Source organism: Nonomuraea sp. NPDC005730 (assembly GCF_040630865.1).
GTDB lineage: Bacteria > Actinomycetota > Actinomycetes > Streptosporangiales > Streptosporangiaceae > Nonomuraea.
Genome location: NZ_JBEXYK010000077.1, coordinates 35652 through 46407 on the forward strand (window position 1 = coordinate 35652; position 10756 = coordinate 46407).

The 10756-nt window shown below is 68.9% G+C and carries 12 protein-coding genes and 1 pseudogene; 5 read left to right on the forward strand and 8 right to left on the reverse strand.

Annotated elements, in window-relative coordinates; all coding sequences use genetic code 11:
- Positions 1-28: 28 nt before the first annotated feature.
- Complete coding sequence (locus ABZ444_RS45825) at positions 29-322, forward strand: hypothetical protein (RefSeq protein WP_358010548.1); 294 nt, start codon at positions 29-31, stop codon at positions 320-322.
- A 437-nt stretch (positions 323-759) separates the two neighbouring features.
- Here the strand turns inward: ABZ444_RS45825 and ABZ444_RS45830 are convergent, their stop codons facing one another.
- The 3 genes from ABZ444_RS45830 to ABZ444_RS45840 form a co-directional block, all read right to left on the reverse strand.
- Entirely contained in the window at positions 760-1425 is a 666-nt protein-coding gene (locus ABZ444_RS45830; protein ID WP_358010550.1) for a response regulator transcription factor, read from the reverse strand.
- On the reverse strand, positions 1422-2570 hold the full coding sequence (locus ABZ444_RS45835; RefSeq protein WP_358010551.1) for a histidine kinase: 1149 nt from the start codon (positions 2568-2570) through the stop codon (positions 1422-1424). The genes ABZ444_RS45830 and ABZ444_RS45835 overlap by 4 nt, the downstream gene beginning before the upstream one ends.
- Before the next feature lie 167 nt (positions 2571-2737).
- Positions 2738-3160: a hypothetical protein gene (locus tag ABZ444_RS45840; protein WP_358010553.1), complete on the reverse strand. Its 423-nt coding sequence runs from the start codon at positions 3158-3160 to the stop codon at positions 2738-2740.
- 430 nt (positions 3161-3590) lie between these two features.
- Here ABZ444_RS45840 and ABZ444_RS45845 point away from each other — a divergent pair, with 430 nt between their 5' ends.
- Positions 3591-4658, forward strand: coding sequence for an SGNH/GDSL hydrolase family protein (locus tag ABZ444_RS45845; protein WP_358010554.1), 1068 nt, complete (start codon positions 3591-3593; stop codon positions 4656-4658).
- Between the two features lie 202 nt (positions 4659-4860).
- Here the strand turns inward: ABZ444_RS45845 and ABZ444_RS45850 are convergent.
- Positions 4861-5020: pseudogene (locus ABZ444_RS45850) on the reverse strand (DNA-binding transcriptional regulator); the annotation flags it as partial.
- Between the two features lie 250 nt (positions 5021-5270).
- On the opposite strand from ABZ444_RS45850, the gene ABZ444_RS45855 reads away from it, so the two are divergent.
- Positions 5271-5678, forward strand: a complete 408-nt coding sequence (locus tag ABZ444_RS45855) for a VOC family protein (protein ID WP_358010555.1) — start codon at positions 5271-5273, stop codon at positions 5676-5678.
- Between the two features lie 114 nt (positions 5679-5792).
- Here ABZ444_RS45855 and ABZ444_RS45860 read toward each other — a convergent pair whose 3' ends face one another.
- Positions 5793-6320, reverse strand: a complete 528-nt coding sequence (locus tag ABZ444_RS45860) for a MarR family winged helix-turn-helix transcriptional regulator (RefSeq protein WP_358010556.1) — start codon at positions 6318-6320, stop codon at positions 5793-5795.
- Positions 6321-6414: 94 nt separating this feature from the next.
- Between ABZ444_RS45860 and ABZ444_RS45865 the strand changes: the two genes are divergently transcribed.
- The gene (locus ABZ444_RS45865; protein ID WP_358010558.1) at positions 6415-7056 is read left to right on the forward strand and encodes an NAD(P)H-dependent oxidoreductase; all 642 of its coding nucleotides are present in this window, start codon (positions 6415-6417) and stop codon (positions 7054-7056) included.
- 68 nt (positions 7057-7124) lie between these two features.
- Entirely contained in the window at positions 7125-7382 is a 258-nt protein-coding gene (locus ABZ444_RS45870; RefSeq protein WP_358010559.1) for a hypothetical protein, read from the forward strand.
- A gap of 118 nt (positions 7383-7500) precedes the next feature.
- Here ABZ444_RS45870 and ABZ444_RS45875 read toward each other — a convergent pair whose 3' ends face one another.
- The 3 genes from ABZ444_RS45875 to ABZ444_RS45885 all read right to left on the reverse strand — a co-directional run bounded on the left by ABZ444_RS45875 (position 7501) and on the right by ABZ444_RS45885 (position 10702).
- Positions 7501-8373, reverse strand: a complete 873-nt coding sequence (locus tag ABZ444_RS45875; protein ID WP_358010560.1) for an alpha/beta fold hydrolase — start codon at positions 8371-8373, stop codon at positions 7501-7503.
- Between the two features lie 424 nt (positions 8374-8797).
- A complete protein-coding gene (locus tag ABZ444_RS45880) occupies positions 8798-9370 on the reverse strand; it encodes a dienelactone hydrolase family protein (protein ID WP_358010561.1) in 573 nt (190 codons plus the stop codon).
- 120 nt (positions 9371-9490) lie between these two features.
- On the reverse strand, positions 9491-10702 hold the full coding sequence (locus ABZ444_RS45885) for a hypothetical protein (protein WP_358010562.1): 1212 nt from the start codon (positions 10700-10702) through the stop codon (positions 9491-9493).
- Between the last annotated feature and the right edge of the window lie 54 nt (positions 10703-10756).

The window sequence follows — 10756 nt, forward strand, 5'->3', positions numbered from 1 at the left end:
TGTCGGTCCTGCAGCCGCCGAAAAGGACATGTCTATCCATGTCGCAATTCTGCCGCCTAACATCCCGGCCGGAATGGGTAAATCGAATCATAATTTCATCACGCACGAACGGGTTAGGCAATGGCAAAGAAAGGCCGAAAGAGGCGGCGCATTTATGAGCAAAGAGGAATTTTCCGATATGCCGATTATGAGTGCCCCCTCTCGACCGGAGCCGAGAAACATCGACACAGCCATCTGGTGGCACGGACCCGAACACGCGGCCGTCGTCGTGGATGCCGCCGATGTCCTGCTCGGCGTACCTCGCCGAGCAGGACACGTTTGAGGTCTTCCGCCAGCCTGTTCCATACGGCCGCCCACGAGTACGGGCACCACGTACGGAACCTCACCGGGATCGCCCGGTTCACCGGCAGCATCCGGGACCGTTTGGGCTTCCGCGCGAGATCCCCGTAGGTGTGCAACACCTGGACGGCCTCGTCCTCCAAGGTTTCCTGATCTCGGAGAGACCCCTGTCTGCCGAGCACCTCGGTGAACGTCGCAGGATCGAACGCCGATGCAAGCCCTGCCGAACCGCTTTTCCACCTCGTGATCGTCTGTCGTACCGGTACCCGGGTCGGTGCAGTGCCTGCCATTGGAGGTGTTTCTCGGGCCGCCCGGCGGCCCCGTTGGTCGGCCCGGCCGCAGGCAGTGGCGAGCTGGGCACATGCGGGCCGCGTGCGCCATGTGTGACAGGCGATGGACATCGGGTGTCACACGGCGATGTCACGCGCCGGGCCGTATCAGGCCGCTCTCGTAGGCCAGGATGACCAGCTGGACCCGGTCGCGCACGTTCAGCTTGGCGATGGCCCTGGTGATGTGGGTCTTGGCAGTGAGCGGACTGATGACGAGGCGCTCGGCGATCTCGTTGTTGGAGAGTCCGAGCGCCACGAGCTTGACCGTCTCCAGTTCCCGGGAGGTGAGGGCGGCCAGCCGCTGCCCCGCACTGGGCGTGAGGTCCTGCCGGTGGGCGAACTGCTCGATGACGCGCCGCGTCACGCCCGGGGACAGGAGCCCGTCTCCGCCGGCGACGGCTACGACCGCCCGGCGGAGTTCGGGGGGTTCGACCTCCTTGGTAAGGAAACCGCTGGCTCCGGCGCGCAGGGCGGCGAAGACGTGTTCGTCGGTGTCGAACGTGGTGAGGATGATGACGCGACAGCCCAGAGTGGCCGGGGCGGTGACGATGCGGCGTGTGGCGGTGATCCCATCGGTGCCCGGCATGCGGATGTCCATGAGGATCACATCGGGGTGGGTGCTCGCGGCCAGCCGTACGGCTTCGTCGCCGTCCTGGGCTTCGCCGACGACCGTGATGTCCCGGGAGCGGGCCAGCAGGCTGCGGAAGCCGGCCCGTACGAGTGCCTGGTCGTCGGCGAGGAGCACCTTGATCGTCATGCCGTCGAGCCTGCCACAGGGATGTCGGCCCGCACGGCGAAGCCGCCGCCGTGGACAGGTCCTGCGGTGAGTGCGCCCCCGAGTGCGCCCACCCGCTCGCGCATGCCGGCCAGGCCATGGCCTTCAGTGACATCGGTGCCGCCTGGGACGCTGCGGCCGTTGTCGGTGATGTCGACGGTGATCGAGCGGGGCCGGTAGCCGATCGTCACCGTGGCTTCGCTCGCCCCCGCGTGCTTGAGCGTGTTGGCGAGGGACTCCTGTACGACACGGTGAATGGCGATGGCGGTGATGGCGGGGACGGCCGCGCGGTCGCCCTGCTCGTCGAGGGTCACCTCGAGTCCGGCGGTGCGGGCGTCGGCGATGAGGGTGTCCAAGGAGGCCAGATCCGCCTGGGGTGCGGTGTCGGCAGGGTTGTCGCGCAGGACCGTGATGAGGGAGCGGAGGTCGGCCATCGCCCGGTTCCTGACGTCCTTCGCCAGGCGCAGCGCGGCGGCGGCCGCTGCCGGGTCCTCCTCCAGAGCGTCGGCGGCGACATTGAGCTGCACGCCGACGACGGCCAGCGTGTGGGCGATGACGTCGTGAACCTCGTGCGAGACGCGCAGCCGTTCCTCGGCGGCGTGCGCGCGGCTGTCGGTTTCGCGCAGCCGCTCGCGCCAGCGCATCGCAGCGGCGTAGGTGAGGCCCGCGGCGATGAGGACCGCCAGGAGCAGTCCTTCCCCCACGACGTGGGTCAGGTAGCGGGTCAGGTTCCTGTCCAGGATCCAGCGGGCGTCGACTGCGGAATAGACCAGTTGGGCCAGGCCGAGGGCGGCCACCCAGCGCACACGTGGTGTGGTGGCGGCGGTGAAGTAGGCGACCGCGGCCGGCCAGATCCAACCGGCGGGAGACCAATGCCCGGTGAGGTGATAGACGAAGATCCCGCCGATCGACAGCAGCAGCACAGTCATCGGCCAACGGTGTCTGACCAGCAGGAGCGCTCCGAGAAGCAGCCCAAGAGGGGTCGGGCCCTGCCAGGGGTTGTGTACCCCGGTGGCGAGGGATACGGCGACGAAGAAGACCAGAGTGAGGGCAGCGAGCGTGATGTCGGTTATCCGGGCAAGGTGCCGGACAGGCGCGGGTTCGCGTCGAGGGGGCGGCTCGGCCATGCGGAGGCTCTTTCTCGAGGGGTGACGGGGTGGAACGGACAGCGTCGACCAGGTGGTCGCATGGACGACGCCGTCGGGATGTTCGGCTTCCGTGGAACCGTGGACCGGCGGGCTCAAGACTGCGGAAGCTCCGAATCTGTCCACCAGCCCGGGTAGCAGGGGGCGGATCAGACGTGGGTGACCAGGAGGGTCACGCCTGCCTCGCCGCCACAGTCGACGAACACGGGGCCGACGCCGTTGCCGATCTTGGGGCTGAGGGTCGCCTTGGCCACGAATCCCTTGGGATCGTCCTTGATGATGCGGATGTTCTGTAGCACCGGGTGCTGCCTGTCGAGCCCGGCGAGCACAGCCCTGAGCCCCTTGCCGCCGCCGCAGTGGCCGGTGATCGTCACCTCCTCGCTGCGCTTGGTGGTGGGATTAGGGCTGATCTGAACCACCGCCCTGGCGCCCTTCGGCGGCTTCGGCGCGGCCATCGCAGCGGTGGCCGCGCCGGCCGTGCCGGCCTGGGCACCGGTCGGCGCGCCGGCCACTCCCAGCAGACCGGCCGTCAAGCTCAGCCCGGCGAACGCAGTCATCACTCTCTTGCGCATGGCGACTCCTTCAGTTCTCATCCGGCCATCTCGATGAGAAACGCTAGGCCGGGCCGCAGCGTGAGCGCGTCGTCCGTTGATCGTCACTTGACCTTGCACCCTTCGCTGTATGCCTTACACCGAAGGGAGTAGGCCTCGGTCTGCGACCGGCTCAGATCGTGCCGGCCGATATCAGGGTCCGGAGAACATCCGGGCCGACATCGGCCACCCCCACACCGGTATCGGCCAGGATCGTACGAACCGTAGCGAAAGTGATTAACAGCCGGAACAGACCCGCATCAGTCTGAACGTAAGGGGGGTCTTACCTTCACGTTACATCACAGTATGTGGTCATATAAATACAGTGCGTGACGGGATGGCGCGTACCAGCCCCCCTTTCCCCCGGAAGGAAGTACGCATGACACGTACCCCTGCACGTCCCCTGCGCACTGTGGCCCTGGCCGCGGCGATCCTCGCCTCGGCACTGCCGATCTTGGCCAGCGCGACCCCGGCCGGCGCCGAGCGCAGCCGAGCCGCACAGCCACTGAACTGGGTAGCGCTAGGAGACTCCTACAGCGCGGATGTGATGGTCCCGCCGTGGGACGCTCCCGCCGACAGCGACGGGTGCGGCCGTTCCGGGTACAGCTGGGAGGCGATGCTGGCCCGCGATCTCAACGCGGCGCACCCAGGCTGGGTGAACAGGACCGACATGACGTGCGGTGGGGCCACGGTCGCGCACGGGGTTCTCGGGCCCCAGCCGGCCGGCCTGCTCTTCGGCCCACCCGCCAACGGCAAGGACCACGGGGGCTGGACCACCAAGCCGCCGCAGATCGACGCGGTCGACGCCGACGCCGACATCGTGACCGTCGGCATCGGCGGCAACGATTTCGGCTTCGGGGAAATCCTGAACAACTGCCTGGCCATCGGAGCCGAGCAGACCCTGCCCGTCAAGTACTGCAAGACCTACTACCAGTCCGAGGAAGGCCAGCACTGGCTCAATGAGCGCTGGCAGATCGTCGAGGACGGCCTGCAGGCCCTTCTGGCCGACATCCACTCCAGGGCGCCCAAGGCGAAGGTGTTCCTGCTCGGCTACCCCGCCATCGTGCCTTCCGCGTTCGGCTGCTCCTACGGCAACTTCCACCAGCTCGGCACGATCCGGCTGCACAACGACGCGCCCTACCTCGACTCCCTGCAGCAGCAGCTGAACCAGAGAATCGCAGACGCGGCCGGCGAGAACCAGGCCACGTACGTCGACACCTACACCTCAAGCGAAGAGCACGGCGTGTGCGCCATTGGCACGAACCGTTGGATGTACGGCGTCTTCTCGAACCTGGTCATGCCGCCCGGGGTGGACAAGCCCGCCGACCCGGCGCAGTACCAGTGCGCGGCTCGCGACCAGGTTCCCGCGCTGCTCCCCAAGGGTGAGGCCTGCACCTTCGTCCACCCCAACTACTACGGCGCGCTCAACCAGCGCAACGAAGCCGAAGCCGCGTTCCAGTCCGCCGGCCTGACCCCATGAGCGGCTGGCCTGAGTCGAGGCCATGACCTGCGACGCCGTCTGTCCTCGCGGCCCCCGGAGAACCGCTCCGGGGGCCGCTTGCATGCGCGGCGGTCACCACCAGCCGCAGACGGTCGGTCAGCCCGGAGGGCCAGGCAGGTCGTCGTTCTCCAGCGCCCGGCACTGCGTCGACAGGCCCGCCCCCGGCCGCCTACCGGATTACGGCAGAACGGGCCGCGGTGTCTCGACGGCTTTCGGGTAGGGCGTCGACCACCTTGAGCACGGCCGAAGCGAGTGCCATGCGGAGGCCGAATGCCTGCGCCGCGCCGTGATCCGGCGATCAGCAGGGCCGGCGCTTCGTCGTGGGTCAGTCCGGTGAGGTCCGGAAACCGGTCGGCGCGGATGGGAGAGCTTCACGGCGATACACGACTGAGGATGTCGTGATTCGTTGGGAGGCTCAACGAAGTGACCCCTTCAGACCCCTGAGCGGTCACTCCCTACGGGTCCAGGCGCGCGAGCGGTTCCCGCGGGGCCCGAACCTCGGCGGTCGAGCGCTGCCAGGTTCGGACAACCGCCGGTGCCCGCTGCTGCGGTCCTGGCCGTTCGCCATTCACTCATACCGAGGAGCATCAGATGGGATCTCAGCTCACCCCGTGCCTCGCTTTCGACGGCGACGCGCGACAGGCGATGGAGTTCTACCGCGACGTCTTGGGCGGCGAGCTGGAGATGGGCACGTACGCCGAGTTCGGCTCGCCGGACGCGCCCGCCGACAAGGTCATGCACGCCACGCTCCGCACCCCGGACGGCTACACGCTGATGGGTTGGGACGTCCGGGAAGAGATGACCCACACCCCGGGCAACAACGTTGCGGTCTTCCTCGGCGGCGACGACGCCCAGCTCCGCGGCTACTTCGAGAGGCTGTCCGTCGGCGGCACCGTGACGTTGCCCTTGGACAAGCAGTCTTGGGGGGACGAGGCCGGCTCGCTCGTGGACCAGTTCGGGATCACCTGGATGGTCAACATCACTTGCCAGCGGTCCTGATCGACCGCGGCAGCAGCGGGCCGGCCTCGCCCGTGCTCGAAGGCCCAATCCGCACTTCGGCGCGCTGCTCGGTGGGATCTCGATGCCGCGCGGCGGGCCCCTGAGTCTGCCGGATCAGCAGTCACTGCTCTCCGGGCATGTCTCGGGCGCCTCCGCCATGGTGACGGCCGTGATCGCCCGGGCGGCGTCGCCGAGTGCGGCGAGCTGCTCGGGCGTCAGCGCGTCGACCACGAGACGACGTGCCTCTCGGACGTGACCAGGGGCGATCTCCTCGATCTTGGCGAAGCCGGCGTCGGTGAGCCGTGCCTCCGTGTGGCGGCCACCGCGGTTGGGCAAGCTGTGCCGCTCGACCAAGCCAGACCGCTCGAGCCGGGTGACCGCGTGGGAGATTCGCGAGAGCGACCCCTGTGCCACTGCGGCCAGGTTGCTGAGCACCAGCGTGCGGTCGGGCGCCTCGGAGAGAGCTGCGAGCACGTGGTACTCGAAGCTGTTCACACCGGCATCGCGCTTGAGCTGTGCGTCCAGCGCGGGCGGCAGGGTCATGATCAGGGCGACCAGCGCTCGCCAGTCGCGCTGCTGGTCGGGCGACAGCCATGGCACGTTGTGCTCGGAGGGGGTTCCGCGGGGAGGCTCGGTGCTCACAGATCAACCCTACCAGGCGATTTGAATATTCAAGTGGTTCGACATACTGTCAACTTGAACATTCAACTAGCGCTCATCCGCCAGGGAGATCCCCATGTCCGTACTCCGCGTCGACGCCACCATCCAAGGCGACCGCTCCGCCAGCAGCGCACTCGCCGACCTCGTCCTCGACGAGATCGCGGCCGCCCGCCCTGGGGTGCCGGTGGTACGGCGTCACCTCGGTCAGGAGCCGCTGCCGGCACACGTCTGGGAGGCCGCGATCTCCAGCCGTCACATCTCGGAGGAGGGCCGCACCGCCGCGCAGCGCGAGGCACTCGCCACAGCGGAGCGGCTCGCCGCCGAGCTGCAGCAGGCGACGAGCGCCGTGCTCGCGATGCCGCTCTACAACTTCGGCGTCTCGCAGCACGCGAAGACCTGGATCGACCTCGCGATCGCCGGGACGCCTCAGGGCATCCTCCTGCTCGAGGGCACGCCGACCGTCCTGGTCACCACTCGCGGCGGCGCCTACGGCCCTGGTACCCCGCGCGCGGGCTGGGACCACAACATCGACTACCTGCGCCGGATCCTCGTCGACATCTGGGGCGCCGACCTCACTGTGGTCGAGCGCGAGTTCACGCTCGTCGGCGTGAACCCCGCCCTGGACGAGTTCACCGAGGCGGCGGCGATCATGCACAAGACCGCCGAGGAGGCGGCGGGCGAGGCCGGAAGAGCACTCGCCGCCCGGTACGCCGCCTGACCTACCACCTCGCCCCCTACATCCTCGGTCGATCAACCATCAGGCGTCCCCAGCAGCCGGGGTAAGGGGTGCCGGTCCTGCTGCCAGACGTCCTGCCGTGGCTTCCAGTTCGTCTCGACGGCGTGGCAGCGAGCGCACTGACCGTCCCTGCCCGCGGCGACCGCCCCCGAGATCCCACCTGGAACGGACTGCGCTCGTGGTCAGAGGCTGTTGCACCGATCAGGAACCTGTCGAGCGCCGCGCATCAGCAGTCGCGTCAGCTTGCCGTCGGCGACCAGGTTCTCCGCCAGATCAAGAACATGCTTACCGAGGCCGCTGACCGCTGAGGCCGCGCGACCGCCCCCGGCCCCCACGTCCGCCGTCCCGGCTGAGGCGCAGCCCCCTCTGAGAGTGGCAGAGCTGGAAGGTGAAGGGGACGGCCGGCGGCCGTCCCCCTGCCTTTTGCTAGATCGCGGCCTTGTCCAGAATGGCGGCCACCTCATCGGCCCTGAACAGGAACCCCACATGTGACGTGTCCAGGGTGTGCACGTCGTACGGGTTGCCGGGGGTCAGGGCGTCCGCTTCGGCGATCAGCCTGTCCTGCATGGCCACCGGCAGGGATCGGTCGCCGGCCAGGCGGATGTAGGTGCGGGCGATGGTGCCCCAGGTGGCGGCGTCGACGCGGGCGTCGGCCGTCATCACCGCGATCGACTCGTCCGGCTGCAGGATGTTGAGGAAGGCACGGAACTGCTCGTCGCTGACGTCCGCCATGGTGGCGGCCTTGAGCGCGTCGAGCAGTTCCGCGTCCGCGGTGCGGTAGTTGGCCCGGCCGGCGCCGAGCCGGGCGGGGTCGCCGACGTTGAACGCGGCCAGCGGGCCCATCAGGTTGCCGGCGAACTCGGGCTCCTGCATGTACTCGATCGGGTTGGCACGCTGCACGCACGACCAGGCGGAGATGTAGACGAGCCGATCCACCAGGTCAGGGATGGCGTTGCCCACACCGCTGACGGTCAGGCCGCCGAGGCTGGCCGCCACCAGCACCACGGGCCCGTGCTCGGCCACCCGCCGGACCGCGTCGACGACCGCGTCCACGTTGTCCTGGAGGGTGACGTCGGCCAGCGTGGACGGCTCGGCCGCCCACGCGTCGAGGTCCTGGGGGGCCTGGTAGGCCAGCGGGTACTGCGCGTCGAGGCCATGGCCCGGCAGATCGACGGCGTAGCTGCGGTGGCCGAGCAACGCCAGCTCGCGCTGGACGGGAGCCCACATGAAAGAGCTGCTGCCGGAGCCGTGGACCAACACGAACGTGGGCGACGACGAGTGGTTGGAGTTGGATCGCATGAAGAACAGTCCGTTTCGTTCGAAGGCATGGCGAACACGCCCGCGTTGCGAGGAACGGCGTGCGGCTGCGGGCGTACCTGTGCGGTGCGCGGCCTGTGCCACAGCACCTGTCCGCGGGATCGCCTCGAACCGCGCTGGTCGCTGAACGACCGGCGGGCAGACCGCCCGTCGCCCCTTTCCGGCGGGCCGGCAGAGCCGAGGTGGAAAGGTCATGAGCATTCCGCCAGGAGGTAGTTCACGAGGGCGTTCTGGGCCGTGACCGTCGTCCCCGACCCGTTGTAGTCATTGTCCTGGAGTCCCTGCTCGGAGAGGCGGTCACCTCCCCGACGTCCGGCTCGTTGAGCATCACCGACGTCGGCGAGACTCCGAAGCAGATCTGCGAGATGTCCGGCGGTCTTGCCTGGAGTCCGGTCACGGTGCCCGGTCAGCGGGACTGGAGAAAGGTCAAGGTGCGCTGCAGCAGCAGCGTGGCGGCTTCGGCATCGTAGGAGGGCAACGAGCTGTCCGCGAAATAGTGCTGGTCGCCTGGATAGAGATACAGCTCGGCGTCGGGGGCCTCGGCGACGAGCGCGCGGGCCGCCTCGGCGTCCCCCTCGGTGTTGAAGACGGGATCCGCGTCCATGGCGTGAATCCGTACCGGGACCTCGGGGGGCCACGGCCCGAAAGAGGAGCTCGGGACGCAGGAGTAGACCAGCACGGCGCCGCGGGCGCCGGGGCGGGTCTGAGCCAGCTTCTGGGCGTTCAGCACGCCGAGGGAGAACCCCACGAAGACGACTTCGGCCGGCAGGTCCGCAACGGCGCGACTGCCGCGATCGAAGATCGCCTCCGCGCCGACGTGCTCGAAGTACGCCATGCCGGCCTCCAGCGTGTCGAAGGTGTGGCCGTCGTACAGGTCGGGCGTGTGCACGGCATGGCCCGCACCGCGGAGCTCCTCGGCGAAGCTGACGACGCCAGGGGTGAGGCCTTGGGCGTGATGAAACAGGACCACCTCGGCCACTGGGACCACCTCCATGAAGAATGGTCCGTGAGTTTAGATCGTTCGTATTTCGTCGAGCAATGGCGGGCTTCCGGACCACGAGCTCCTCCAGGAGCGCATGATGGTGCGGGGCGGCACCGCTCACAGGAGCCTGCCCGACCTCCGCAGTCGGCGCTCCCTCAGTGCGAGGAGTGGGGGCAGGGCAAGCCGTGTCACCACGTACACCGTCACGGCGAGCGCCTCCCAGAACGCGGCCGAACCCGTCGCGCCGGCGCTCAGCCGTACCATGCCCCACTGAGCGAGGGCGAACAGCAGCGGCAGGGCCACCAGCACGAACATGCCGGCCATGACCACGACCCCCGCCATGTACAGCAGGGCGAACCAGCGTGCCACGCGCCGATCACGCTCGCCCGCCGAGGCCAGCTCGGCCGCCTCGGCGGGAGGCAGCCGGAACAGCTTGGCCTTGGCGGTCAGCCAGGTGACCCGGTACAGGTTGTGGCAGCGCAACGCATTGGCCAGTACGGCGTAGCCGTCACTGCGCATCGGCACCGCGGCCCACTGCCAGACGATCCCGACGAGCCGATACAACACGACCGCGCCGAGAAGACCGTTCAGCGTCTCAGGCAGTGCGAGCAGCCCGGCCCTGTCGAGCAGCCGCAGCCCCAATGCCGTCGCCACGACCACGACGTCGATGGCCATGCCCGCCAGGTAGGCCCCGTACCTGCGGCGGCGCGGCACGTTCACGATCTGGGTCAGGTCGGTCTCGAAGACGATGTAGAGGCCCCGGTAGCTGACCCTGAAGGTGGCGGGGACGCCGAGCGCCCTGCCCGCGACCCAGTGCCATGCCTCGTGCAGGGCGCTGAAGGCGATGTCGACCAGCAGGTAGGTGAGCATCGACAGTACGGCGCTGGGAAGAAACCAGGCGTCCTTCCATGAGGGCCGCAACTCGGGCGCGAAGGCCAGGACGGTCACGACGAAGACCGCTGCCGTCGCGTAGCACGCCCAGGCGGTCCTGCCGAAGAATCTGGCCGCCGTGTCCTGGCCGAGTCCCTCGATCCAGCCGCTGGGGGCTCGCTCCCCCGGGGGTGCGGGCGGGTCGAGCAGGCCGGCGCCGGTGAGACCGTCGAGGAAGTCGGCGCCGTCGACCTCCTCGCCCGCCACCTCGCCCGCCCGCCTCGCGGCCTCGGCGGCCGAGCCGCCCTCCTGCAGTGTGGTGACGAACACCGCGCCCGGCTCGGGCACCGCGACGAAGACCCCGAGGTCGGGGCGGCCCAGGATCCAGGCGTCACCGTCGAACGCGACGGTGAGCCGGGCGGCCCGTTCGCGCAGGTCTCGGTCAACGATGGCGGACATCCGTCCTCCTGGAGCTTGCGGAGCGACAGGGGCCGAGCGCACCCCGGCCGAGGC

Bases quoted from the DNA above. Each gene is read 5' to 3' on its own strand.
- ABZ444_RS45825 (WP_358010548.1), top strand. From the start codon at position 29: ATGTCTATCCATGTCGCAATTCTGCCGCCTAACATCCCGGCCGGAATG.
- ABZ444_RS45830 (WP_358010550.1), bottom strand. From the start codon at position 1,425: ATGACGATCAAGGTGCTCCTCGCCGACGACCAGGCACTCGTACGGGCC.
- ABZ444_RS45835 (WP_358010551.1), bottom strand. From the start codon at position 2,570: ATGGCCGAGCCGCCCCCTCGACGCGAACCCGCGCCTGTCCGGCACCTT.
- ABZ444_RS45840 (WP_358010553.1), bottom strand. From the start codon at position 3,160: ATGCGCAAGAGAGTGATGACTGCGTTCGCCGGGCTGAGCTTGACGGCC.
- ABZ444_RS45855 (WP_358010555.1), top strand. From the start codon at position 5,271: ATGGGATCTCAGCTCACCCCGTGCCTCGCTTTCGACGGCGACGCGCGA.
- ABZ444_RS45865 (WP_358010558.1), top strand. From the start codon at position 6,415: ATGTCCGTACTCCGCGTCGACGCCACCATCCAAGGCGACCGCTCCGCC.
- ABZ444_RS45875 (WP_358010560.1), bottom strand. From the start codon at position 8,373: ATGCGATCCAACTCCAACCACTCGTCGTCGCCCACGTTCGTGTTGGTC.
- ABZ444_RS45885 (WP_358010562.1), bottom strand. From the start codon at position 10,702: ATGTCCGCCATCGTTGACCGAGACCTGCGCGAACGGGCCGCCCGGCTC.